General features: G+C 71.3%; 22 protein-coding genes and 1 pseudogene. 7 read left to right on the top strand and 16 right to left on the bottom strand.

Annotation, left to right across the window (positions count from 1 at the left end; genetic code table 11):
- Positions 1 to 113: 113 nt before the first annotated feature.
- From KBX08_RS28790 to KBX08_RS28780, 3 genes and pseudogenes are all read left to right on the top strand, one after another.
- Positions 114 to 350, top strand: a pseudogene (locus tag KBX08_RS28790) (pyridoxal 5'-phosphate synthase glutaminase subunit PdxT); the annotation flags it as partial.
- A 283-nt stretch (positions 351 to 633) separates the two neighbouring features.
- The gene (locus KBX08_RS28785) at positions 634 to 1,386 is read left to right on the top strand and encodes a YebC/PmpR family DNA-binding transcriptional regulator (protein ID WP_112583375.1); all 753 of its coding nucleotides are present in this window, start codon (positions 634 to 636) and stop codon (positions 1,384 to 1,386) included.
- Between the two features lie 88 nt (positions 1,387 to 1,474).
- A complete protein-coding gene (locus KBX08_RS28780; RefSeq protein WP_210786455.1) occupies positions 1,475 to 2,089 on the top strand; it encodes a DUF402 domain-containing protein in 615 nt (204 codons plus the stop codon).
- 12 nt (positions 2,090 to 2,101) lie between these two features.
- On the opposite strand, the gene KBX08_RS28775 is transcribed toward KBX08_RS28780, so the two are convergent.
- Positions 2,102 to 3,088 (bottom strand): helix-turn-helix domain-containing protein, encoded by a 987-nt coding sequence (locus tag KBX08_RS28775; RefSeq protein WP_210786454.1) that lies wholly within the window; start codon positions 3,086 to 3,088, stop codon positions 2,102 to 2,104.
- Positions 3,089 to 3,341: 253 nt separating this feature from the next.
- On the opposite strand from KBX08_RS28775, the gene KBX08_RS28770 reads away from it, so the two are divergent.
- The gene (locus tag KBX08_RS28770) at positions 3,342 to 4,370 is read left to right on the top strand and encodes a peptidoglycan-binding protein (protein WP_210786453.1); all 1,029 of its coding nucleotides are present in this window, start codon (positions 3,342 to 3,344) and stop codon (positions 4,368 to 4,370) included.
- Here the strand turns inward: KBX08_RS28770 and KBX08_RS28765 are convergent.
- The 8 genes from KBX08_RS28765 to KBX08_RS28730 all read right to left on the bottom strand — a co-directional run bounded on the left by KBX08_RS28765 (position 4,306) and on the right by KBX08_RS28730 (position 11,129).
- On the bottom strand, positions 4,306 to 4,737 hold the full coding sequence (locus KBX08_RS28765; RefSeq protein ID WP_210786452.1) for a carbohydrate binding domain-containing protein: 432 nt from the start codon (positions 4,735 to 4,737) through the stop codon (positions 4,306 to 4,308). The genes KBX08_RS28770 and KBX08_RS28765 overlap by 65 nt on opposite strands.
- A 177-nt stretch (positions 4,738 to 4,914) precedes the next feature.
- Entirely contained in the window at positions 4,915 to 5,976 is a 1,062-nt protein-coding gene (locus KBX08_RS28760) for an ABC transporter permease (RefSeq protein ID WP_210786451.1), read from the bottom strand.
- Positions 5,973 to 6,866, bottom strand: a complete 894-nt coding sequence (locus KBX08_RS28755; RefSeq protein WP_210786450.1) for an ABC transporter ATP-binding protein — start codon at positions 6,864 to 6,866, stop codon at positions 5,973 to 5,975. Before KBX08_RS28755 ends, KBX08_RS28760 begins: the two co-directional genes overlap by 4 nt.
- A gap of 80 nt (positions 6,867 to 6,946) precedes the next feature.
- Positions 6,947 to 7,663: a response regulator transcription factor gene (locus KBX08_RS28750; protein ID WP_210786449.1), complete on the bottom strand. Its 717-nt coding sequence runs from the start codon at positions 7,661 to 7,663 to the stop codon at positions 6,947 to 6,949.
- Positions 7,660 to 8,997 (bottom strand): sensor histidine kinase, encoded by a 1,338-nt coding sequence (locus KBX08_RS28745; protein WP_210786448.1) that lies wholly within the window; start codon positions 8,995 to 8,997, stop codon positions 7,660 to 7,662. The genes KBX08_RS28750 and KBX08_RS28745 overlap by 4 nt, the downstream gene beginning before the upstream one ends.
- 116 nt (positions 8,998 to 9,113) lie before the next feature.
- Entirely contained in the window at positions 9,114 to 10,061 is a 948-nt protein-coding gene (locus KBX08_RS28740) for a permease prefix domain 1-containing protein (RefSeq protein ID WP_210786447.1), read from the bottom strand.
- The gene (locus tag KBX08_RS28735) at positions 10,058 to 10,399 is read right to left on the bottom strand and encodes a PadR family transcriptional regulator (protein WP_091401756.1); all 342 of its coding nucleotides are present in this window, start codon (positions 10,397 to 10,399) and stop codon (positions 10,058 to 10,060) included. Before KBX08_RS28735 ends, KBX08_RS28740 begins: the two co-directional genes overlap by 4 nt.
- A gap of 130 nt (positions 10,400 to 10,529) precedes the next feature.
- Positions 10,530 to 11,129: a hypothetical protein gene (locus KBX08_RS28730; protein ID WP_210786446.1), complete on the bottom strand. Its 600-nt coding sequence runs from the start codon at positions 11,127 to 11,129 to the stop codon at positions 10,530 to 10,532.
- A 133-nt stretch (positions 11,130 to 11,262) separates the two neighbouring features.
- Here KBX08_RS28730 and KBX08_RS28725 point away from each other — a divergent pair, with 133 nt between their 5' ends.
- The gene (locus KBX08_RS28725; RefSeq protein ID WP_374101971.1) at positions 11,263 to 12,717 is read left to right on the top strand and encodes a serine/threonine-protein kinase; all 1,455 of its coding nucleotides are present in this window, start codon (positions 11,263 to 11,265) and stop codon (positions 12,715 to 12,717) included.
- 6 nt (positions 12,718 to 12,723) lie between these two features.
- Here KBX08_RS28725 and KBX08_RS28720 read toward each other — a convergent pair whose 3' ends face one another.
- The 3 genes from KBX08_RS28720 to KBX08_RS28710 form a co-directional block, all read right to left on the bottom strand.
- The gene (locus KBX08_RS28720) at positions 12,724 to 13,269 is read right to left on the bottom strand and encodes a hypothetical protein (protein ID WP_210786444.1); all 546 of its coding nucleotides are present in this window, start codon (positions 13,267 to 13,269) and stop codon (positions 12,724 to 12,726) included.
- Positions 13,266 to 13,805, bottom strand: coding sequence for an RNA polymerase sigma factor (locus KBX08_RS28715; RefSeq protein ID WP_210786443.1), 540 nt, complete (start codon positions 13,803 to 13,805; stop codon positions 13,266 to 13,268). Before KBX08_RS28715 ends, KBX08_RS28720 begins: the two co-directional genes overlap by 4 nt.
- Before the next feature lie 88 nt (positions 13,806 to 13,893).
- A complete protein-coding gene (locus tag KBX08_RS28710; RefSeq protein WP_210786442.1) occupies positions 13,894 to 14,514 on the bottom strand; it encodes an L-threonylcarbamoyladenylate synthase in 621 nt (206 codons plus the stop codon).
- A 144-nt stretch (positions 14,515 to 14,658) separates the two neighbouring features.
- Here KBX08_RS28710 and dnaE point away from each other — a divergent pair, with 144 nt between their 5' ends.
- Positions 14,659 to 18,189, top strand: coding sequence for a DNA polymerase III subunit alpha (gene dnaE / locus KBX08_RS28705; RefSeq protein WP_210786441.1), 3,531 nt, complete (start codon positions 14,659 to 14,661; stop codon positions 18,187 to 18,189).
- Positions 18,190 to 18,233: 44 nt separating this feature from the next.
- On the opposite strand, the gene abc-f is transcribed toward dnaE, so the two are convergent.
- The 4 genes from abc-f to KBX08_RS28685 all read right to left on the bottom strand — a co-directional run bounded on the left by abc-f (position 18,234) and on the right by KBX08_RS28685 (position 22,864).
- Positions 18,234 to 19,871, bottom strand: coding sequence for a ribosomal protection-like ABC-F family protein (gene abc-f / locus KBX08_RS28700; protein ID WP_210786440.1), 1,638 nt, complete (start codon positions 19,869 to 19,871; stop codon positions 18,234 to 18,236).
- A gap of 289 nt (positions 19,872 to 20,160) precedes the next feature.
- A complete protein-coding gene (locus KBX08_RS34120; RefSeq protein ID WP_282102937.1) occupies positions 20,161 to 20,400 on the bottom strand; it encodes a PIN domain-containing protein in 240 nt (79 codons plus the stop codon).
- Positions 20,401 to 20,585: 185 nt separating this feature from the next.
- On the bottom strand, positions 20,586 to 21,281 hold the full coding sequence (locus KBX08_RS28690; protein ID WP_210786439.1) for a response regulator: 696 nt from the start codon (positions 21,279 to 21,281) through the stop codon (positions 20,586 to 20,588).
- Entirely contained in the window at positions 21,278 to 22,864 is a 1,587-nt protein-coding gene (locus tag KBX08_RS28685; protein ID WP_210786438.1) for a sensor histidine kinase, read from the bottom strand. Before KBX08_RS28685 ends, KBX08_RS28690 begins: the two co-directional genes overlap by 4 nt.
- A 97-nt stretch (positions 22,865 to 22,961) precedes the next feature.
- On the opposite strand from KBX08_RS28685, the gene KBX08_RS28680 reads away from it, so the two are divergent.
- A complete protein-coding gene (locus KBX08_RS28680) occupies positions 22,962 to 24,344 on the top strand; it encodes a cation:dicarboxylate symporter family transporter (RefSeq protein ID WP_210786437.1) in 1,383 nt (460 codons plus the stop codon).
- Positions 24,345 to 24,382: the final 38 nt, after the last annotated feature.

The following is a 24,382-nucleotide window of genomic DNA, read 5'->3' as shown; positions in this document are numbered from 1 at the left end:
GATTGGCTGTCGGTACGGCGTTGGACCGCGCGTAGCATTTTCGCTGCCACCCCCAGAGCATGTCCAAGGAGCGATGACCCGTGCCCGAAAACACCGCCTCGAACACCGGTACCGCCCCCGTCGTCGGGGTGCCGGGCGAGCCGTTCCACGCGGTGTTCATTCGCGCGCCGTGGGTCGAGCGGGTCGGTGCCGGCGTCGAGGTCATCGGGGTGGTGTCCGACGGTCCGGCCGCCGACCGGATCGTGGCGGTGCGACAGGGCAACCTGGTGGCCACCTCGTTCCACCCGGAACTCACCGGTGACCTGCGGGTGCACGCGTACTTCGTGGACCTGGTCCGCGCCGTCCGCTGAACGGCGGGCGACCGCGCCGGGCTGTCCATGATGCTCGCCGCGGTAGTGGCCGGACCCGAGGGGTTTTGTCCTGTCTGCCCTTGTCCGTCGAGGCCGGGCGGTACTGCCGTGCGCGGTGCATGACAGGGACCCGGGGGACGTCGGTAGGATTGCGGAGATTCGGCAGGGCCATCTGCCCGCCACGGCTTCCACCAGAGCTGACCGGCACCTCCGCGTGCGCCGGTGGGAGCGGGGCGTGAGCGGTGCGGTCGATGCAGACGGCGGGTAGCAACGGAGGTAGAAGATGTCCGGCCACTCAAAGTGGGCGACGACCAAGCACAAGAAGGCCGTCATCGACGCCAAGCGCGGCAAGATGTTCGCCAAGCTGATCAAGAACGTCGAGGTGGCCGCGCGGATCGGCGGCGGCGACCCCACCGGCAATCCGACGCTCTTCGACGCCATCCAGAAGGCGAAGAAGAGTTCGGTGCCGAACGACAACATCGACCGCGCCGTCAAGCGTGGCTCCGGCCTGGAGGCCGGCGGCGCCGACTGGCAGACGATCATGTATGAGGGGTACGGCCCGAGCGGCGTGGCCATGCTCATCGAGTGCCTCACCGACAACCGCAACCGCGCGGCGACCGAGGTACGGACCGCGCTGACCCGCAACGGCGGCTCGCTCGCCGACGCCGGCTCGGTGTCGTACATGTTCTCCCGCAAGGGCGTGGTGATCGTCCCCAAGGAGGGCACCAGCGAGGACGACGTGATGCTGGCCGTCCTCGACGCCGGCGCCGAAGAGGTCAACGACCTCGGCGAGGCGTACGAGGTGGTCTCCGAGCCGACCGACCTCATCCCGGTGCGCACGGCGTTGCAGGACGCCGGCATCGAGTACGAGTCGGCCGAGTCCTCCCTGATCCCCAGCGTCAACGTGCCGCTGGACGAAGAGGGCGCGCGCAAGATCTTCAAGCTGATCGACGTCCTGGAGGACTGCGACGACGTCCAGAACGTCTACGCCAACTTCGACGTCAGCGACGACGTGATGGCGGCGGTCGACGCCTGACCCTGTCCCCGCCCCAACCCCAACAGCAAGTGCAAGATCGCGGCGGGGTTGGGGTTGGGCTGGGCGGCGAGCGAGGGGGTGCGGGGTGGTGGAGCGGTTTGCGCCTGGCGACACAGTGGTACGGCGTGAGGTGCTGCGGGGTGAGGTCTGGTTCGGCTGTCCGACGATCTGCGTCGAGGACTCGCCCGACCTGCTCGCCCTCTACCTCCCGCCGGGGGCCGAGTTCGGCTTCCCGGACACCGGCGACTTCCCCTGCGGGCGGCACCCGTGGGAGGCGGCCGGGCACCGCTCCTGGTCCGGGCACGGCAAGCTGATGCTGCAACGTCCCGGTGAGGCGCACTCGATCGACGTGTTCTGGACCGGGCCGGGGCGCGACTTCGCCGGCTGGTACTTCAACCTTCAGGACCCGGTGCGGCGTACCCCGATCGGGGTGGACACCCTTGACCACGAGCTGGACCTGTGGTGGGCCGCGGACGCCGACCGGTACGTCTGGAAGGACGTGGAGATGTTCGCCCAGCGCCTCGTCGAGGGGCGCTACCCGGGCATTGGAGACGCCATCCAGGCCGAGGGTGACCGGATCGCCGGCCTGCTCGACGGGGGTGAGCGCTGGTGGGACCCGTCGTGGGCCACCTGGCAGCCCGACTCCGCCTGGACGGCGCCCCCGCTGCCCGCCGGCTGGGATCGGGTGCCACCCGCGCGCTGAGCGGCGCCGACGTCAGTTCCCGGGCAGCGCGTTGACCAGGAACACCTGATCTGGGCCGCCGGTGCACGGCTCGACCAGCGCCGCGTCGGACACGGCGCTGTCGTCGTCGCGCAGGCCGACGCACAGCTCGCTGCGGTCGGGCCGGATGCGGTACGCGCCCGGTGTCGCCCCGGCCGGTTCGAAGTGGAACACCTGCTTCGACCTGTTCGCGCTGCAATCCTTTTCGTTCCAGGGTTCGAGCAGGTCCCGGCCGGGATCCTCCTCGCGGATGGTGAGGCAGCCCTTCCCGAGCACCGGGTGGACCCAGTGGATGAAGAACATGCCGTCGGCCACCGGTTCCAGCGAGGTGTCCGGTGGGGTGGCCTCCGTGCAGGGCCGCTGGACCGCTATCTCCTTGGTGTACTGGCCGGTGCGATCGCGACCCTCGGTGAGGCAGAGGTGCGCGCTGCGGACGGGGCGGATCTCGCTGCGCCCGGCGCTCGGGAAACGGGCACCGCCGGCCGCCGACGCGGTCGGCTCGGTGGATCGCGTTTGTTCGTCGTAGCGGCGCTCGACCCAGAAGCCCACGCCGAGCGTGGCCAGCAGGGCGGCGACGACGAGGAGCGCCAGCGGCGCGGGCCGCGCGAACCAGCGCGGGCGGGCCGGGTCGGAGTGCTCCGGGGCCACTGTCGTGACCGGGTCGACCGGCGGTGAATCCGCTGCCGGGGACAGCGGGGCCAACTGACCCGCCGCGAGGCGGTGCCGGGCCCGTAGCCACGTCTCGACCTGATCTCCCGCACCGCACGCGCGCACGAACGCGGCCACCACCTCGGGGCGCGGCAGTGTGGACCGGCGCAGGATGTCCGCCGCGGTGCTGCGGGCCAGCACGTCACCCGTCGACGCGGCACGCTGCTCCAGTTGCCGGTAGGTGAGCCCCGACCGGTCCTTGAGCTGGCGCAGCATCTCGACGAACTCGGCCGGGTCGGACGCGTCGTCCGGGCGTAGCTCCCCCGTGGTCATCGCTCGATTCTCCAGACACCGCGGACATGAGGGCAACGGGGGTCCCGGTGACTGTCCGAGATGGTCGGACAAGACCCGGACATGATGCCCTGAGCTGCCCGGACAGCCCAACGCGGCGACCAGGGCATTGTCCTGGCCGACCGGGTTACCTAGCGTCTTTTCTCGATGGCCGCGCCGCTGACCGGTGTACGGCCGACGGGCTCGCGCCGGCACGGGTTCGGGCTCGACCACACCAATGACACGGGGAGATTCGATGGATGACGCTGTCCGGGATCCGGTCCCGCAGGCGGCCACGGCGGGGGAGTACGTGGCGTTGCTCAGGGAGGTGCGGCGGCGTTCCGGTCTGACCTATCGGGAGCTCGCCCGGCGAGCCTCGGCGGCCGGACACTGGCTGCCGCCGAGCACCCTCGCGACGATGCTGGGGCGGACGACCCTGCCCCGGGAACGCACAGTCGTCGCGCTGCTGGCCGCCTGCGGCACCCCGACGGTCGAGGTCGACAGGTGGCTGGAGACACGGCGGGACCTCGAGGCCCGCCTCGGCGAGCAGGGTCGAGGGGACAGTGCGGCGGCACCGACCCCTGCCGGCCCGTCCACTACCGTCTCGGCGACCATCCGCCCCAGCGTCGGCTCGGTTCCGCCGCTACCCGAAGCGCCCTGGCCGGCCCGTCGCTGGCTTCGGCTGGCGCTGCTGGCGGTGCTCGGCGTCCTGACGGTCGGGGCGACCGGTGCGCTGCGACCTCTCGCCCCTCCCACAGTGGACGGCTCGCCGACAGTCGGCTGCCCGGAGGTGCTACGCCAGGGCATGTACGGCCCCTGCGTGCTGAGCCTCCAGGAGCACCTGGTGGCCGACGGACTCACAGTGCCGGTCGACGGCTGGTTCGGCCCGGACACCACCAGCCGGGTGATGGTGTTCCAGGCGTTTGACGGCCTGCCGGTCAGTGGCACCGCGGACGAGCGGTTGCTCGACGAGTTGGCGGGCGATCGCAAGGTGCCCGCCACCTGGTCGGAGGACCGGATCGGCAAACATCTGCGGCGGACGTTCCCCGAGGACCCGGCCGGGGCGGTGCAGGTGGCGCGCTGCCTGTCCGGGCTGGACCCGTACCGGGTGGAGGTCGTCGAGGACGGATCGCGGCGCTGGGGGTTGTTCCAGTTCAGCGACATGGAGGTGTCCCGGTTCGGCGTCGACCGACAGACGGCGCTGGACGCGGCCTGGAACATCAGGACGGCGCGGGAGGTCTGGTCTCGTACCGGCGACTTCGGCCACTGGAACTGCGCGGCGTAGCGCGGGAGACCGAGACGCGCAGGGAACGGCTGACGTCGGCCGCGGCGTCGAACTGCAACCGGTACGGCTGCGCGGCCGTCACCCCGAACTCGAAGTGACCGACCAGGTCCTCCCAGACGGGCTTGCCCACCGTGGCGCTGGTGCGGACGCGCAGTTGCCCGGCGTTGACAGTGGTGCTGGTCGAGGCGAGCCGCGTCCACCAGGGCTGGCTGCTGCCGTTGTCGAACGTGCCGTTGAGGATGAGGTCGCCCGGGGCGGCGGCGGCCGGGGCGGGGCGGACGAGGGCGGTGAGGGTGCTGGCGAGGGCGACCGCGAGCACGACGCTGAGCAGACGGCGCAGTTGCCGTGCGTTGATCGGTGGGGACATCGAGAGCCTTTCCGGTCCGGGAACCGGCGACGACCAGGTCGTCGCCGTGAGGATCGGCTCAACGTAGGAGTGTTCGCGCTGTTCACGGCCACCGAACAGCGCTCGGAACCGTGCCGTACGGCAGCGGGCGCCGGCATCCGATCAGGACACCGACGCCCGCGCGGGCGGACCGCTGACTCAGCCGATGGTCTCCCGCTCCCGCCAGGCGGTGCGCAGCGAGGTCCGGCCGTTGGTGCGCAGGAGCGACCCCTCGTACACCCGGGCACCGGCGAGGAGGAACGCGCCGGCGGCGAGCACCAGGAGGACCAGTGAGACGATCGGCTCCCAGCCGGCCGCGTCGCCGGTGAAGAGCCGCAACGGCATGGCCGTGGGCGACGAGAACGGCAGGTAGGACAGCACCCGCATCGCTGTGGCGTTGTCGTTCAGGAAGATCACCGCGAGGAACGGCAGCATGACGGCGAGCTGCACCGGCGTCGAGACGGCGGCGATGTCCTCCTGCCGGTTGGCCAGCGCGCCGGCCGCGGCCCACATGGCGGCGAGCAGCACGAAACCGATCAGGAAGAACGGTACGAACCAGCCGATCGCCGGGGCGAGTAGGCTGAGCAGACCTCCGCTGTCACCGAGTTGCAGCCCGAGCACCGCCACCACCGCGATCAGGGCGATCTGCGCGAACGCCAGGATTGCCCCGGCCACCACCTTTCCGGCCAGCAGGGCCCGAACCGGCACGGCGGCGACCAGGATCTCCACGATCCGGGTCTGCTTCTCCTCGATGACGCTCTGCGCGATCTGCACACCGAACGTCTGCGAGGTGATGAAGAAGACGAACGCGAAGACGAACGGCACCAGGAACGCCACCACCGGGTCCACCGCGTCCGGGTCGAGCAGGCGGACGGTCGGTTGGGTGCTCAGGGCCTTCACCACGTCGTCGGGGGCGTCGTCCATGGCCAGGACGGCCGGTCCGGTGACCACCGCGGCGTCCACGTCGTCGTCGCGGACGGCCCGCTCGGCGGCCCGGTCGTGGGGGACGACCCGGACTTCCAGCCCGGCGGCGCGCAGCGGCGCGGCCAAGCTCTCGGTTACGGCCACTGTGGACGGCCCGCCGGAGAACAGTGGCGGCAGGATGGTGCCGGCCGCGGCGATCAACAGGAAGAACAGCGTGCCGAACAGGAAGGTGCGGTCGCGCAGCTTGACCCGGATCTCGCGTTCGGCGACCAGCCGGGTGGCCTGGGTGACGTTCACTGGGTGACCTCTCGGAAGATCTCGGTGAGCGAGGGGCTGACCGGGCGGAAGGCGCGGACCGGGCCGCGCGCGAGGGCGGCCCGCAGCACTGGCTGTTCGTCGGTGCCGGCCGGCAGGTCGAAGACCACCCGCGCACCGTCCAACTCGACAAGTGTCACCCCGGGGTGGTCGCGTACCCAGCCGGCGTCGTGCTCGACGACCAGCTCGAAGCGGGGCACCGTGTACGAGTCACGCAGCTGCTGCCGGCTGCCGGCGGCCCGGATCACCCCGTCCCCGATGATCACCAGGTCGTCGCAGAGGCGCTCCACGACGTCGAGCTGGTGACTGGAGAAGAGCACCGGCGCCCCGGCCGAGGCCCGTTCCCGCAGCACTGCCACGACGGTCTCCACGGCGAGCGGGTCGAGGCCGGAGAACGGCTCGTCGAGCACCAGCACCTCAGGGTCGTGCACCAGCGCGGCGGCGATCTGGGCGCGCTGCTGATTGCCCAGCGACAGCGTCTCCAGCAGGTCGTCGGCGCGCTCGCCGAGCCCGACCCGGTCCAGCAGCGCGTCGGTGGAACGTCGTGCCGCGGCGGCGTCCAGCCCGTGCAGCCGGCCCAGGTAGGTCACCTGCTCGCGGGTGGTCATCTTGGGGTAGAGGCCCCGCTCCTCCGGCATGTAGCCGAAGCGCCGACGGTCCTGCCGGGTCAGGGTGGCGCCACCCCAGCTCACCTCGCCGGCGTCGGGGGCGAGCACACCCAGGATGATCCGCATGGTGGTGGTCTTGCCGGCGCCGTTGGCACCCACGAAACCGGTCATCCGGCCGGCCGACACCTCGAAGGACACGTTCCTGAGCACCTGACGGTCGCCGAAGCTGCGGTCGACGCCGTCGAGGCGAAGCGTTCTGGTCACGCACTCACGCTAGATGGATGACGCCGCCGCGCCGTCCGCCCGGCGGGTGAGCGGGCGGGTCCACCTCGCGGCGGACGCCGTCACCCGCCGGGGCGGACCACCCCGTTCTCGTACGCGAACACCACGGCCTGTACCCGGTCGCGCAGGCCGAGCTTGGCCAGTACCCGACTCACGTGCGTCTTCACCGTCGCCTCGCCCAGGTGGATGGCCGAGGCGATCTCCGCGTTGCTCGACCCGGCGGCGAGCAGCATCAGCACCTCCCGTTCGCGCGGGGTCAGCTCGGCCAGCGCGGCCTCGGCGTCCGGACCCCGGTGAGCGGTGCCCGACGGGTCGCCGGGGCGGGCGAAGGAGGAGATCACTCGGCGGGTGATCTCCGGGGCGAGCAGACCGTCGCCCCTGGCCAGCACCCGGATCGCCTCGACCAGCTCCTCCGGCGTGCCGTTCTTGAGCAGGAAGCCGCTGGCCCCGGCCCGCAGCGCGGCGAACAGGTAGTCGTCGCGGTCGAAGGTGGTGAGGATCAGCACCGCGGGCGCCCCGGGGCCGTCGGCGACGATCTGCCGGGTGGCCTCCAGGCCGTCCATCCCGGGCATCTCCACATCCATGAGTACGACGTCGGGGCGGGTGGCCCGGGTCATGGTGACGGCCCGTTCGCCGTCGGCGGCCTCACCGACCACCTCGATGTCGTCCTCCACCTCCAGGATGACCCGGAAGCCGGTACGGACGAGGTGCTGGTCGTCGGCGAGCAGCACCCGCACCGTCGGCCCGGTGTCGGGTGCCTGCTGGGCTGCCGCGCTCATGCCGACGGCTCCGCGCCGGTCGCCGCCTGCTGCCTGCCGCTCGGCTCCCGCTGTGCGCCCACCGGTCGGTCCGCCGACGCCGCGAGGGGGAAGCGGGCGCGCACCCGCCAGCCGCCGCCGGCCCGCGGCCCGGCCTCCAGGTCGCCGTCGTGGGCGGTGACCCGTTCGCGCATGCCGATCAGGCCCAACCCGACGGTGTCGGCCCGGCCGCCGCCGCGCCCGTCGTCGGTCACGTCGACCTCCACCTCCCGGGCCAGGTACCGGACCCGCACGTCCAGCAGGGCCGCCTCGGCGTGCTTGAGGGTGTTGGTCACCGCCTCCTGCGTCACCCGGTAGGCCGTCTGGGACACCGATTCGGGCAACGCGACCGGGTCGCCGTACACCCCGAGGGTGGCCGTCAGCCCGGCGGCCCGAGCCCGCTCGACCAACTCGTCGATCCGTTCGACGCCGCCGGCCGTCGGCGGCGCGGCGTCGGTGCCGGCGGAGGTCCGCAGCACGCCGAGCATCCGACGCAGCTCGTCGACGGCGGTGCGGGCGCTCTGCTCGATGGCGGTCAGCGCCGTGCGGGCCTTGCCCGGGTCGCGGTCGAACACCCGGCGGCAGGCGGATGCCTGCACGCCCATCACCGACACGTGGTGGGCGACCACGTCGTGCAGCTCGCGGGCGATCCGGACCCGTTCGCCGAGCACCGCCCGTTCCCGGGCCTCGGCCTGCGACCGGCGCAGGTCCTCGGCCTGGGCGCGCAGCTCGTGCTCGCGGCGCGCGGCCACCCACGCGGTCTCGCCGAAGAAGTACGCGAAACCGAAGACCAGCACGTTGAGCAGCACACCGTTGACCATCGCGGCGAGCACCGGTGGCACCGGCCCGACCGCGTCGGCGAAGGTGTCCGCCGGAATGTGGTCGATCATCACCGCGTAGTAGAGCCCGAGCCAGGCGAACATCGTGGCGATCACGCCGATCCGCAGCCGGCGGGACAGCTGGCGGTCCTGCCCCCAGGCGCCGACGGTGTAGAGGGCGCAGAACAGGGCCCAGGAGGAGAACTGGCTCTCCGGGGCCGAGCGGGCCTGCGCGGCGATGAACGCCACCGCGACGACCAGCACTGTCGCGGTCGGCCGGCGTCGTCGCCAGATGAGCGGGAGGGTCACCGCGACGGTCCAGAACAGCTGCTCCGGCCCGGACGGCGGTGGGCCCAGCAGGAACGCGCCGGTGCTGCGGGCCAGGGTCAGACTGACCAACGCCAGCCCGGTCATCCCCAAGCCGATCCAGAGGTCGTTTCGGCGCTGCTCGGCCGTTGGACCCGGACGACGCCATTCCGGTCGCGGTGCCACTGTCATCCGGGAACGATGCCACGCCGCCCACCAGGCCCTCCAACCGGGCGGGCCGCCGCGGTCACCACGACGGGCGACGGCCCGGCGCGGGGTACGCGCCGGGCCGTCGGGTCGGGGATCACTCACGCGGTCTGCCGCCGGGTCTTCACTGCGGTGTCGACCAGGTCCCAGACCACGATCGCGGCGGCGCCCACCGCGATGGCCAGGCCGAGGGAGTCCCGGTTGTCCGCCTCCGCCAGCCAGCTGAACCGCTCGCCGAGGGCCGGGTTGAGCAGTCGATCGGAGAGCGCCAACCACATCAGCGGCACCGCGAACGCCAGGCTGAGCACCGCCCTGATGCCGAAGATCGTCCAGGTCCAGTGCGCGATCCGGTACTTGACGATCTCGACCACAGCGCTGGCGGCGAGGACCACGATCAACGCCGGCAGCCAGAACGACCAGAGCGCCGGGTCGAGGATCGGAATGTTCTCGCCGTCGGTGCCACGCACCCAGGAGTGGTAGTGCTGGAGCGGCAGGTACGCGATGGTCAGCACCAGCATGATCACCGATGCGATGGTGTCGGCGAGGGGGATGCCTCGTCGCACCGGTGCGTCGGGCAGCTGGTCCACCGTCCACTCCGGCACGTCCACGGCCGTCTGGGTGCGCTCGAGAATGGCGAACGTCAGGGTGAGCCAGAAGGCGATCTGCACGGCCACCTGCATGGCCGCGACGACGCCCGGCCCGATGGCCCCGAAACCCTTTCCTTCGGCCGCCTCGACCACGGTGACGACCGTGCCGACCAGCGCCGGGATGAAGCTGAGCAGCAGCTTCAGCAGTCGCAGCCAGAGCAGGTAGTAGGTCGGGCCGATGAGCTGCAGCCGGCGGTCGGCGTACCGGGCGGCCAGCACGTCCGGATTGCCCAGCTCGGTGAGCACCTCCCGCTCGGCCGCTGCCGGGTCCGCGCCGCCGCCGGTGCGGTCGTCGATCATGTCTTCGATGGAGGCCCGCAGCTCGTTGGCGATCTCGTCTCGGCGCTGGGTGGGCACCGATCGCAGGGTGGCGGCGAGGTAGCGGTCGGTCAGGGTGTTCATCGGTCCACTCCTTGGATCAGCCCGGTGATGGAGGTCTGCACGGCGGCGAGGTCGTCGAGGAGCCGGTTCAGCATCGACTCGCCCTCGTCGCTGGTCCGGTAGAACTTGCGCGGTCGGCTCTCTTCGGTGTTCCACTCGCTGGTCAGCAGCCCCTGGTCCTCCAGGCGGCGCAGCAGCGGGTAGAGGGTGTTGGCGTCGACCGGGAAGCCGTGGTCGCTGAGCCGTTGCAGCAGTGCGTAGCCGTAGTCCGGTCGGCGTAGCGCGACCAGGCTGGCCACCACGACGGTGCCTCGACGCAACTCCTGCAGGTGCGTCCGTAGAACGTCCTCGCTAACCATGTGTCACACCATACTGTGTGGCACACAGTGTTGTCTACGCCGACATCATCGTGTCCGCCCAACCTCCGTTCGGGCCGATACGACGGACGGGGCGCCCGGCCGACACCGGACGCCCCGCACCTGGGAAAAGTCAGCAGGACACGCCCTGCCGGAAGTTCCGCTCGACGAAGCTTGCCGGGCCGACCTGGAAGTAGCCGACCCCCGGCCGGATCGGGTGACCGGTGAACAGCTCCACCCGCGACCCCGCCCGGACCAGGTACGCCTCGGCGTCCCCCGCGTCGTTGCGGATCAGCGACCCCCGCCAGCCGTAGATCGCCTCCAGCTCGTCGAAGGACATGCCGACAGTCGCACCGGCGGGGGACCGTGGCGGCACCGTCGCCGTACCGACCTCCACCAGTCGCCCGTCGCGGAAGGCCAGCAGGATCACGCCCGCCCAGGATCCGGCCGCGCCGGCGTGCACCACCCCGCCGCAGGTCGGCACGGTCCAGTCGAGGTGCCCGTTCGTGGTGAGCGACGCCAGGCTGGCACCGATGCGGTACACGCCGACGCCACCGACGCTGAGCACCTGCGGGTGGGTGTGCCCGGCGGCGACGGCGAGCGGACCGCGGGCCGAGGCGGACGCGACGCCGCCGGCCACTGGCGCTGCCGCCGCCGAGCCGGCGACGGTCGCCGGTACGAGCGTGCCGAGCGCCAACGCGGCGGTGGTGAGGAGGATCGCGGGACGGTTCATGGTGGCTCCTTCGGTGATGGGTCTCCTGCCCTCTTAGTCACCGCGCCAGGGCCAACGGTTCGTCGGAATTCCGACCGGCCGGGTCTACTGTGCAGACGAACGCCGACCGACCGTGCTGGCCGGGGGTGACATGGTGACGGCTCCACTGCGGATCGGGCCCTACGCCGTCGAGCGACTGCTCGGCGTCGGTTCGTTCGCGACGGTCTGGCTGGGCTACGATCGGGCGCTCGACGCGCACGTGGCGATCAAGGTGCTGGCCGAGAACTGGAGCCACGACCTGCGGGTGCGGGAACGCTTCCTGGACGAGGCCCGGTTGCTGCGCCGGTTGGAGCACGAGCGGCTGATCCGGGTGCACGCCGTCGGTGAGCTGCCCGACGGCCGCCCGTACGCGGTCCTGGCCTGGGCGGACGGGGGCAGCCTGCGGGACCGGTTGGCCACTGGCGAGATCCCCGCGCCGACGGCGTTGCGGCTGCTCGGCGAGGTCTGCGCCGGGGTCGCCGTGCTGCACCGCCACGGCGTCGTGCACCGTGATCTCACCCCGGGCAACATCCTGTTCCGCTCCGTCGGCCCCGGCGGCGCGGAACAGGTGCTGATCGCCGACCTCGGCCTCGCCAAGGCGCTCGCCGCCGCCTCCGGGCTGACCGCCCGGGCCGGCACCCCGGGCTACATGGCCCCCGAGCAGGATGATCCGGGCGCGGTGGTCGACACCCGCGCCGACGTGTACGGGCTCGGCCGGCTCGGCATCCGACTGTTGGCCGCCGACCCGTCGGGCGCGAACCGGACCAGACCCGACCCGCCTCGGCATCCCCCGGAGATCCGACTTCGGGACGACGTACCTGCGGCGGTCGCGGCGGTGCTCGTTCGGGCCACCGCCCACCGTCCGGCCGACCGCTACCCCGACGCCGCGACCCTGCACGCCGCCCTGAATCGCGCGAGTGGCCCGGCGGGCCGGCCGGTCGCGTCGACCGGCGGGAGCGGCCCGGGGGGACCGGCGACGGCGGCCGGTCCGGTGCGGCGCCAACCTCGGCCGGGCCGCCCGTACCGGTTGCGGCGCGTCGCGGCCGCTGTGGTGGCCGTCGCCGCGGTGGGTGTGACGGGCGCCGAGCCGGATGGTGCCGGGTCGGCCCGGCCGGTCGGCGGCACGTACACGACCGGGCCGCTGACCGTGACGCTGCCGCCCGGCTGGTCCGCCACGGGTGCCACCTGGGCCGGTCAGTACGGTGCCGACGGCGAACCCGAACCGGCGCTGGTGATGTCGCCGCAACCCCGCCGCTGGGCGGCCGACCCTCGCCTGCCCGGGGCTTTCGTGGGTCTCTCCGCCAGCACGGCGGCCCGTGCCACGCCCGCCGGGTTCCTGGCCGAGCGCACGCACGGCGACTGCACGCCCGCGCCGGCCCGGGTCACCCGGCAGGCCGGCGTCGAGTGGACAGTGGTGGCGTACCGCTGCGAGCGGGGTCGGCCGCAGATCACCGAGTCGGCCGCTCTGCACCCCGGCCGGCCCGCCCTGGTGTACGCGCAGATCGTCCCGCCAGCGGACAGCGGGCCCGCCTTCGTGGACACCCTGCTCGCCGGGGTGCGCCTGCGCTAGGCGCGGCTAGCGGACCACAACGGTGATGGTGTGCTCCCGGCCGTCCTTGGGGATCGTCACGGCGACCGTGCCGGGCCGGACGAAGCGGATGTCCACCACGCCCGCCTCGTAGTGCTGCGACACCAGGTCGGGGCGGTCCACTGTGACGAGCCCCGGCCCGATGCCCTGGATGCGCAGCACCGCACCGGTGGCGAAGCAGAGCGATTTCAGCAGCTCCATCTCGGTCTCGGCGAGCGGCAGGTCGTAGCGCACCGCGCCCTGACAGGCCGGCGTGGCGTCGGTCGGCGGGGGAGTCGGTCGGGGCGTACCCCTTGTCCTGGTGGGTGCGGGCGGTGGCGCGGCCGGGCGCGCGCTGGTCGGTGGCGGTCGGGACGGCGACGCGGAGGGCGTGCCGGGCGCGGGGATCGTGGCGATCGTGGTGGGTGTCGGGGTCGAGAGGCTCGGGCCGGGCGGTTGGACGGGCAGGGGCGAGACGGCGTCGGCGCCGCAGGCGGCGACGCCCACGGTGGCCGCGAGGACGACGACGACCCGGCGGAACGACGGGCGGCTCATTCCGCCCCGAGCCGTTGCCGGACCTGCCGCCGGGCCAGGTGCAACCGGGACTTCACAGTGCCCAGCGGCACGTCGAGCAGGGCGGCGATCTCCGGGTAGCTCAGCCCCAGGACGTCGCGCAGGGCGACCACCTCGGCGAGGTCGGGGTGGACCGAGTCGAAGGCGTCGAGCAGGTCGAGGCGGGTGCCGGCGACCACGCTGGTCCGTCGGGGGTCGGCCTGGTCGGGCAGCGGTACGCCCTCGGCCTCCAGCCGGCAGCGGCGGCGCAGCGTGCGGTACGTGGAACGGGCCCGGTTGGCGGTCAGCCGGTGCAGCCAGGTGCGGAACGAGGAACGCCCCTCGAACCGGGTGATGCCGCCGGCCAGCGCCAGCAAGGTGTCCTGGCAGGCTTCTTCGGCGTCCTCCCGGCTAGGCAGGAATCGGGCGCACAGTCGCAGCACCTCCGGGCGCACCGCGACCAGCAGGGAGTTCAGCGCGGCCGGGTCGCCGTGCGCGGCGGACCGGGCCAGGGCGTCGATGTCGTCCGCGTCGGGCATGCCGGATGTCCAATGCTCGCCGGTGCCGATCCCTGAGCGTACGACCGGTGCGGCCCGCGTGCCCCCGTACGGTCCGGCACCCGACCCGCTAGTCGAAGCGGGACACGTCCCCGGCGCCCCGGCGCAGGATCTCCGGTTCGGGCCCGGACAGGTCGATCACGGTCGTCGGCTCCTTGCCGCAGTCGCCGGCGTCGAGCACCGCGTCGAGCTGGTGGTCGAGCCGTTCCTTGATCTCCCAGCCCTGGGTCATCGGCTCCTCGTCGCCGGGTAGGACCAGCGTGCTGGACACCAGCGGCTCGGCCAGCTCGGCCAGCAGCGCCTGGGTGACTGTGTGCCGGGGCACCCGCACGCCGACGGTCCGCTTCTTCGGGTGCAGCATCCGGCGGGGCACCTCCTTGGTGGCCGGCAGGATGAACGTGTAGCTGCCCGGAGTGGACGCCTTGACCAGGCGGAAGACGGAGTTGCTGATCTGCACGAACTGGCCGAGCTGGGCGAAGTCGTGGCAGACCAGCGTGAAGTGGTGCCGATCGTCGAGATGTCGGATCTGCCGGATCCGGTCCAGCCCGTCCTGGTTGCCCAGTTGGGTGCCGAGCGCATAGCAGGAGTCCGTCGGGTAGGCGACCAGCCCACCGCTGCGGATCAGGTCGGCGACCTGCCCGATGACCCGGGGCTGTGGGTTCTCCGGGTGTACGTCGTAGTACCTCGCCATCCTCCGAGACTAGGCGCACGCGGGGAGGATCAGGAGACGAGGGCCACCCTCGGCGCGGACGGTGGAGCACCGGAGATCACCTCGGTAGGGTAGGTCCCGGTCGGCTCCGACCAACAAGATCCACACCGCCGGGGGGCGCCACGCATGGCTGATTCGTTCGCGCATCTGCACGTGCACACCGAGTACTCGATGCTCGACGGAGCGGCCCGACTGAAGGACCTGTTCGCCGAGGCCAAGCGGCTGGGCATGTCCGCTGTGGCGATCACCGACCACGGCAACATGCACGGCGCGAACGACTTCTACAACCAGGCGATGGCCGCCGGGATCACCCCGATCCTGGGCGTCGAGGCGTACGTGGCGCCGGAGTCGCGCTATCACAAGGCACGGGTCAAGTGGGGTCGCCCGGAGCAGAAGAGCGACGACATCTCCGGTAACGGTGCGATCACCCACAAGACCATGTGGGCGAAGAACGCGCAGGGCCTGAAGAACCTCTTCACCCTCAACTCGCGCGCCTCCATGGAGGGGCACTACGTCAAGTGGCCCCGGATGGACATGGAGCTGATCGCCGAGCACGCCGAGGGGATCATGGCCACCACCGGCTGCCCGTCCGGCGCGGTGCAGACCCGGCTACGGCTGGGCCAGTTCGACGAGGCCCTCAAGGTCGCCGCCAGCTACCAGGACATCTTCGGCAAGGACAACTACTTCCTGGAGATCATGGATCACGGCCTCTCCATCGAGAGCCGGGTCCGTGAAGGGCTCACCGAGATCGCCCGCAAGCTGGACATCCCGCCGGTGGTCACAAACGACTCCCACTACACCCACGAGGCGCAGGCCACCGCCCACGACGTGCTGCTCTGCGTGCAGACCGGCAGCAACATCGACGACCCCAACCGGTTCCGGTTCGAGGGCGGCGGCTACTTCATCAAGAGCGCCGACCAGATGCGCGCTGTGGACTCGTCCGAGCTGTGGCAGGAAGGCTGCCGCAACACCCTGCTGGTGGCCGAGAAGGTCGACCCGAAGGGCATGTTCGAGTTCCACAACCTGATGCCGCGCTTCCCGGTGCCCGAGGGGGAGACCGAGGAGTCCTGGTTCCGCAAGGAGACCTTCGCCGGCCTGGCCCGCCGCTATCCGAACGGCATCCCGGAGGGGCACGTCGTCCAGGCCGAGTACGAGCTGGGCGTCATCAACCAGATGGGCTTCCCGTCCTACTTCCTCGTGGTCGCCGACTTCATCCAGTGGGCGAAGAACCAGGGCATCGCCGTGGGTCCGGGCCGTGGTTCGGCCGCCGGGTCGCTCGTCGCGTACGCGCTGGGCATCACCGACCTGGACCCGATCCAGCACGGTCTGATCTTCGAGCGGTTCCTCAACCCCGAGCGGGTCTCGATGCCGGATGTCGACATCGACTTCGACGAGCGTCGGCGCGGCGAGGTGATCAAGTACGTCACCGACAAGTGGGGCGAGGACAAGGTCGCCCAGATCGCCACCTTCGGCACGATCAAGGCGAAGGCCGCGATCAAGGACTCGGCCCGGGTCCTCGGCTTCCCGTACGCGGTCGGCGACCGGATCACCAAGGCCATGCCGCCGGCGGTGATGGGCAAGGACATCCCGCTCACCGGCATCTTCGACAACAAGCACCCCCGCTACGCCGAGGCGGGCGAGATCCGCGGCCTGTACGACTCCGACCCGGACGTCCGCAAGGTGATCGACACGGCCAAGGGCATCGAGGGGCTGATCCGGCAGACCGGTGTGCACGCCGCCGGCGTCATCATGTCCGCCGAGCCGATCATCGAGCACATCCCGTTGACGCGCCGCGACGCCGACGGGGCGATCATCACGCAGTTCGACTATCCGACCTGCGAGTCGCTCGGGCTGCTGAAGATGGACTTCCTCGGCCTGCGCAACCTGACGATCATTGACGACGCGGTCAAGAACATCGAGCTGAACCACGGCCGGAAGCTCGACCTGCTGGGCCTGCCGCTGGACGACAAGGCCGCGTACGAGCTGCTGGCCCGCGGTGACACCCTGGGCGTGTTCCAGCTCGACGGTGGGCCGATGCGGTCCCTGCTGCGGTTGATGAAGCCGGACAACTTCGAGGACATCTCCGCCGTCCTGGCCCTGTATCGACCCGGCCCGATGGGCGTCGACTCGCACACCAACTACGCGCTGCGCAAGAACGGCCTCCAGGAGATCACGCCGATCCACCCGGAGCTGGAGGAGCCGCTGCGGGAGATCCTGGCGCCCACCCACGGCCTGATCGTCTACCAGGAGCAGGTGCAGCGGGCCGCGCAGATCCTCGCCGGCTACACCCTCGGTCAGGCGGACCTGCTGCGCCGGGCCATGGGTAAGAAGAAGAAGGAGATCCTCGACAAGGAGTTCATCCCGTTCCGGGACGGCTGCCGCGAGCGCGGCTACTCCGACGAGGCGATCCAGGCGGTGTGGGACGTCCTGGTGCCGTTCGCCGGGTACGCCTTCAACAAGGCGCACTCCGCCGCGTACGGCCTGGTCTCCTACTGGACGGCGTACCTGAAGGCGCACTACCCGGCCGAGTACATGGCCGGGTTGCTGACCAGCGTCGGCGACGACAAGGACAAGATGGCGCTCTACCTGGCCGAGTGTCGCCGGATGCGCATCCAGGTGCTGCCGCCGGACGTGAACACCTCGGCCGGGCCGTTCACCCCGGTCGGCAAGGACATCCGCTTCGGCCTCGCCGCCGTCCGCAACGTCGGGGCGAACGTGGTCGCCTCGATCATGCGCTGCCGGGAGGAGAAGGGCGAGTACGCCGACTTCTACGACTTCCTGTCCAAGGTGGACGCCGTGGTCTGCAACAAGAAGACCATCGAATCGCTGATCAAGGCGGGTGCGTTCGACTCCCTGGACCACCCCCGCAAGGGCCTGCTCGCGGTGCACGCCGACGCGATCGACGCGTACGCCGACGTCAAGCGCAAGGAGGCCGTCGGCCAGTACGACCTGTTCGGCGCCGGCTTCGGTGACGCCGACACCGGCAGCACCACTGTGATGCCGACCATCGGCGACAGCGAGTGGGACAAGCGCGACAAGCTGGCCTTCGAGCGGGAGATGCTCGGCCTGTACGTCTCCGACCACCCGCTCTTCGGCTTGGAGCACATCCTCAACGCGGCAGCCGACACCACCATCGCGTCCCTGGCCGAGGAGGGCGGGGTGCCCGACGGGGCGGTCGTCACCCTCGCCGGCATCCTGTCCGGGGTGCAGCGCCGGGTCACCAAGCAGGGCCGGGCCTGGGCGTCGGCCACCCTGGAGGACCTGGCCGGTGGGGTGGAGACGCTGTTCTTCCCCAACACCTACGAGGTGATCGGGCAGTACATCGCCGAGGACGCCATCGTGGTGGTCAAGGGTCGGGTGGACCGCCGCGACGACACCCCGCGGATCATGGCGATGGACATGTCCATGCCGGACGTCAGCACCAGCGCCACCAACAAGCCGGTCACCCTGACCATCCCGGTGCACCGCTGCACACCACCGCTGGTGGAGAAACTCAAGGAAACCCTGGTGCTGCACCCCGGCGACACCGAGGTGCACGTCAAACTCCAGAACGGCGGGCGCACCACCACCCTGCGGCTGGGCCCGTTCCGGGTGGCGGCCACGACCGCGCTGATGGGTGACCTGAAGAGCGTCCTCGGCCCGGCCAACGTGAGCTGAGCCGGCATCGGTCCGGCCGGCCGGCGCCGGCCGGACCGCCGGGCTCAGCCCCGCTCGGGGGCGCTGATCTCCCGCAACTGTCCGTCGGCCAACCGTAACCAACGCTGCACGCCGATCTCGGCGAGGAACCGTTCGTCGTGGCTGACCACCACGAACGCCCCCTGGTACGCCGACAGCGCGCTCTCCAGCTGACCCACGCTGACCAGGTCCAGGTTGTTCGTCGGCTCGTCGAGCAGCAGCAGTTGCGGCGCCGGCTCGGCGCAGAGCACACAGGCGAGGGTGGCGCGCAGGCGTTCACCGCCGGAGAGCACCCCGACCGGCAGGTTCACCCGGGCGCCCCGGAACAGGAACCGGGCGAGCAGGTTCATCCGCTTGGCGTCCGGCAGGCTCGGCGCGTAGGCGGCGAAGTTCTCCGCCACCGTGCGGTCGAGGTCCAGCAGGTCCAGCCGTTGCGACAGGTACGCGATCCGCCCCTCGCCGCGCTTCAGCTCACCGCCGGACGGTTGCAGGTCACCGTTGACCAGGCGCAGCAGGGTCGACTTGCCGACGCCGTTCGCCCCGGTCAGGGCGATCCGTTCCGGCCCCCTGATCACCAGGTCGGCGCCGTCGCCGCCGAACAGCTCCCGGTCGTCGAAGTGGGCCCGCATCCCGTGGCCGGAGAAGACCGTGCGCCCGCCCGGGACGGTGGTGTCGGGCAGGTCCACGACGATCCGGTCCTCGTCGCGTACCGCCCGGCCGGCCTCGTCGAGTCGGGCCTTGGCCTGACCGAGCCGGGACGAGTGCGTCTCCTGCGCCTTGCCCGCCGACTCCTGCGCGCTGCGCTTGAGCCCACCGGCGACGATCCGGGCCAGGCCGGCGTTCTTCAGGTTCTTGGAGGCGTTGCTGGCCCGCCGGTCGGCCCGCTCCCGGGCCTGCTGCATCTCCCGTTTCTCCCGCTTGACCTCCTGCTCGGCGTTGCGCAGGTTGCTCTCGGCCACCTCCCGCGCCGCCTGCACCGCCTCGGTGTACGCGGTGAAGTTGCCCCCGTACCAGCGGATCTCGCCCTGGTCCAGCTCGGCGATGCGGTCCATCCGGTCGAGCAGTTCCCGGTCGTGGCTGACCAGCAGCAGACATCCGGACCACTCGGTGAGCACGTCGTAGAGCTTGTGCCGGGCCTCCAGGTCCAGGTTGTTCGTCGGCTCGTCGAGCAGCAGCACGTCCGGGCGGCGCAGCAGTTGTGCCGCCAGGCCGAGGGAGACCACCTGGCCGCCGCTGAGGGTGTGCAGCCGGCGGTCGAGCGACAGCTCACCCAGGCCGAGCCGGTCCAGCTCCGAGCGGGTGCGCTCCTCGATGTCCCAGTCGTCGCCGATGGTGGCGAAGTGCTCCTCGCTGGCGTCGCCGGCCTCGATGGCGTGCAGTGCCGCGATCCGCTCAGCCACGCCCAGCACCTGCGCCACGCTCAGGTCGCCGGCCAGCGGCAGCGTCTGCGGGAGGTAGCCGAGCACACCGTCGACTGTGACGCTGCCGCCGCTGGGTCGCAGCTCTCCGGCGATCAGCCGCAGCAGGGTGCTCTTGCCGGCGCCGTTGGGCGCGACCAGGCCGGTGCGACCGCCGGGAACGGTGAAGGACAGCTCCGAGAAGACCGGGGTGTCGTCCGGCCAGGAGAAGGACAGGTTCGAGCAGACAATGAACGCATCAGACATGCGAGTGACCTCAAAGGGTGGGGTGGGCGCGCCTCAGCCGCCCGACGACAACGGGAACCGGTGGAACGACAAAATGGCCACGGCGGCTGCGCAGGAGGCGCGCCGAACCAATGGCCGAACACATCCGGTCTCACCCGGAGATGTCGTCGTCACCCGCCATGTCTGGTCTCCCTGGAAGTATCGCCAACCCAACTCCGCCGAGTCTAACAACGGATCTCCGCGCCGCCACCGCGTTCCCGGCCGGCCACCGTTTCGCAGTATCGGGCAGCCACACTCGGAGCTGCCAAAGCTAGGAGACGTCGAAGAGACGTAGCCCGTCGTACTCGGCGAAGTCGGCGAAATCTTTGCCGTTGAAAGTCGCCAGCGGCAGCCGGTCGACCAGGCAGCAAGCTGCGATCCAGGAGTCGTTGGTCGGTCGGGGGCGTCCCCGGTGCTGAGCCCGCGCCTGGAGGTGCCCCCAGGTCACCGCCACCGCCTCGTCGAAGGGAAGCAGCACGATCCCCGAGCGCCACTGCGCGAGGTCGGCCAGCTTGCGCGGCCCTCAGCTTCGGAGCGCTGTCCACTTGGTCAGCTCTCCGAGCGTCACGAAGGTGATGCAGAGGGTCTTACCGGCCAGGCGGGCACGGAGACGTATCGGGTCGCCGTCGATTCTCCCACTTCCTGCATCGATGAGTGGCACCTCTCGGCTGGTTTCGGGGCGGAGTTACGCCCCGCTCAGCGGGGGCGGTACTCGACCTCGGGGCGGCCGGGGGTGCCGTAGCGCGGGGTGCGGGCGGCCCGGTCGACAGTCACCAGGTACTCCAGGTAGCGGCGGGCGGTCACCCGGGAAATGCCGGTCAGCGCGCTCACCTCGGTCGCGGACAGCCCGACCTCCGCGCGGGTGCCGTCGGTGAGCGCGGCGCGTACCCGATCGAGGGTCTGCGCGTCGAGTCCCTTGGGCAGGCTGTGCCCGGCGGTGCCGCGCAGAGTTGCGAACATCTGGTCCACCTCGTGCTGGGCGGCGACCTCGCCGTCGGCGAGCGCCTGGGCGCGGTAGTCGGCGTACCGCTCCAGCTTGTCGCGGAACGCGGCGAACGTGAACGGCTTGAGCAGGTAGTGGGTCACCCCGAGAGACACCGCGGTGCGCACCACCGCCAGGTCCCGCGCGGACGTCACCGCGAGCACGTCGACGCTGCTGCCGGCCGCGCGCAGCGCCCGGCAGACGTCCAGGCCGTGCAGGTCGGGCAGCCGAAAATCAAGGAGTACGAGGTCCACGTCGCCGCCGTCGTTGGCGCGCAGGGCCGCCATCGCCGCCCGCGCGGTGTGCGCCACCCCGACCACCACGAAGCCCGGAACCCGCTCGGTGTACGCGCTGTGCGCCTCGGCCAGTAGCGGCTCGTCCTCGACGACCAGCACCCGGATGGCGGTCATGACCGCTCGATCCTGCCCGGCAGCCGGACGGTGAACAGGCTGCCGCCGTCGTCCGAGCGACAGACCTCGGCGCTGCCGCCGTGCCGGCGTACCACCTGCCCGACCAGCGCCAAGCCGAGGCCCCGGCCGGTGCTCTTGGTGGACCAGCCGCGCCGGAACGCGTCGGCGACCCGCTCCGGTGCCAGCCCGGGACCGCTGTCTGCCACCTGGACCACCAGTTCGTCGTCGGTAGCGCCGACGAAGACCCGCACCCGGCGCGGCGCCGGCGTACCGGCCACCGCCTCCAGGGCGTTGTCGACCAGGTTGCCGACCACTGTGAGCAGGTCGCCGGTCGGCAGCGGACTGTCGTCGAGGCGGCAGTCCGGTTCGATGACCAGATCCACCCCGCGCTCGCCGGCCTGTGCGGACTTGCCGAGCAGCAGTGCGGCCAACGCCGGCTCGGTCACCGCGCCGACCACCCGGTCGGTCAGCTGTTGGGCGAGGGCCAGGTCCCGGGTGCCGAGCCGGACGGCCTCGTCGGCGCGGCCCAACTCGACAAGGGTCAGCACTGTGTGCAACCGGTTGGCCGACTCGTGGGTCTGCGCCTGCAACGCCTCGGTCAACGCGCGCACCGAATCCAGCTCACTGGCCAGGGTGCGCAGCTCGGTCTGGTCGCGCAGGGTCAGCACGGTGCCGAGCACCGCGCCCTCGAAGCGGGTGGTCCGCTGGTTGGCGACGAGCACCCGGTCACCGGCGACGATCGGCTCGTCGCGGGCGTCGCGCCCGGAGTCGAGCAGCTCGGCCGCCGCGGGCGGCAGGTCGATCCCGGCCACCGGCTGGTCGATCACCGGCGCGTCCGCGTCGAGCCCCAACAGCCGGCGGCCCTCGTCGTTCACCAACGCCACCCGGCGATCGGTGGTCAGCACGACGAGACCTTCACGCACCGAGTGCAGGACGGCGTCGTAGTACTCGTACATCCGGGTCATCTGGGCCGGCCCCAGACCGTGCGTCTGGCGACGGAGCCGGCGGCTGAGCAGCCAGGAGCCCGTCGCGGCGAGCGCCAGAGCCGGCGCGACCACACCGAACAGCACCGGCAACTGGCCGAGCAGCTTCTTGTCGATCTCGCGGGTGGTGATGCCCACCGAGACCAGACCGACGAGGTGTCGCTGCTCGTCGTACACCGGAACGACAGCGCGCACCGACTCGCCGAGCGTCCCGACATTGGTGGTGGTGAACGCGCGGCCCGTCAGAGCGGGCCCGATCTCGCCGACGAACGGTTCGCCGATCCGGTCCTGGGTCGGATGCGAGAAACGGGTGCGGTCGGGGGCCATCACCACCACGAAGTCGGTGCCCGTGGCCTTCCGGGTCGATTCGGCGTACGGCTGGAGGACCCTCGCGGGGTCGGCGGTCGCGAGGGCCGCGCGGACGTCGGGGGAGCCCGCCACGGTCTGCGCCACCGCGAGCACCTCCTCCTGCGCGGCCTGGCGGGAGTCGCTGCGGGCCAGCCAGACGGCGCCCGCCGCGCCGGCCAGCACGAGCAGCGTCACCACCATCGCCTGGAGGGCGAAGAGTTGCCCCGCGATGCTCCACTGGCGTCGGGCCACCTCCACCACCTCCCTCCTCGCGCCGCCGTTTCGCCATCGCGGTGAACAGAATGACCGCAAGGCTGTCAACGGGTGAGACGCGGTTCACATTGTCGACATGGACACCACCGCATCCGCCACCAACCCGGCACCGGCGGTCCGCCGGGACCGTACCCGTTACCTGTATGTGGCCGTCATCGTGGCCGTGGTCGCCGGCATCGTGGTCGGCCTGGTCGCCCCCGATTTCGGCAAGGAACTGAAGCCGATCGGCACCGGCTTCGTCAACCTGATCAAGATGATGATCAGCCCGGTCATCTTCTGCACCATCGTGCTCGGCGTCGGCTCCGTCCGGCAGGCCGCGAAGGTCGGCAAGGTCGGCGGCCTGGCCCTCGGCTACTTCCTGACCATGTCGACAGTCGCGCTCGCCATCGGCCTGGTCGTCGGCAACCTCATCCACCCCGGCTCGGGCCTGAACCTCGGCCCGGACCTCGTCGGCTCCGGCAAGGCCGCCGCCGGTGACGAGGCCGCCGGGACGGACGACTTCCTGCTCGGGATCATCCCGACGACGCTGCTCTCCTCGCTCACCGAGGGCAAGGTGCTCCAGACGCTGCTGGTCGCCCTGCTGGTCGGCTTCGCCGTCCAGGCCATGGGCCGGCGGGGTGAGCCGGTGCTCAGCGCCATCACCGTCATCCAGCGGGTCGTCTTCAAGGTCCTCGCCATGATCATGTGGCTGGCGCCGATCGGTGCGTTCGGCGCGATGGCCGCCGTGGTCGGCGCGACCGGCGTGGACGCCCTCAAGAGCCTCGCCCAGATCATGGTGGGCTTCTACGCCACCTGTCTGATCTTCGTGCTGGTGTTCCTGGGCGCGCTGCTGTGGTTCGTGGCCCGGATCTCGATCTTCTCGCTGCTGCGTTACCTGGGCCGGGAGTTCCTGCTGATCCTGTCGACCTCGTCGTCGGAGTCGGCGCTGCCACGGCTGATTGCCAAGATGGAGCACTTCGGTGTGAGCAAGCCGGTCGTCGGCATCACTGTGCCGACCGGCTACTCGTTCAACCTGGACGGTACGGCGATCTACCTGACCATGGCGTCGCTGTTCATCGCCGACGCGCTGGGCAAGCCGCTGGCCATCGGCGAGCAGATCTCGCTGCTGCTGTTCATGATCATCGCGTCGAAGGGTGCCGCCGGGGTCACCGGTGCCGGGCTGGCCACGCTGGCCGGTGGCCTCCAGTCGCACCGGCCGGACCTCGTCGACGGGGTCGGGCTGATCGTCGGCATCGACAGGTTCATGTCGGAGGCACGGGCGCTGACCAACTTCGCCGGCAACGCGGTGGCGACAGTGCTGGTGGGAACCTGGACCGGCGAGTTCGACCGGGAGCGGGCGACCGCGGTGCTGAGCGGCAACGACCCGTTCGACGAGGCCACCATGGTCGACGAGCACGACGACGAGGCGGCGTCCCGCCCCGACGAGAAGGAGGCCACGCTGGCCGGAGCCCCGGCCTGAGTCACGGCGTGAACCGGGGTCGGGGGGGGGGCGCCCCC

This window comes from Micromonospora sp. H61 (assembly GCF_018070325.1).
Taxonomy (GTDB): domain Bacteria; phylum Actinomycetota; class Actinomycetes; order Mycobacteriales; family Micromonosporaceae; genus Micromonospora; species Micromonospora salmantinae.
Note: the sequence above shows the minus strand (reverse complement) of the source record. Positions and strands in the feature narration are given on the sequence as shown.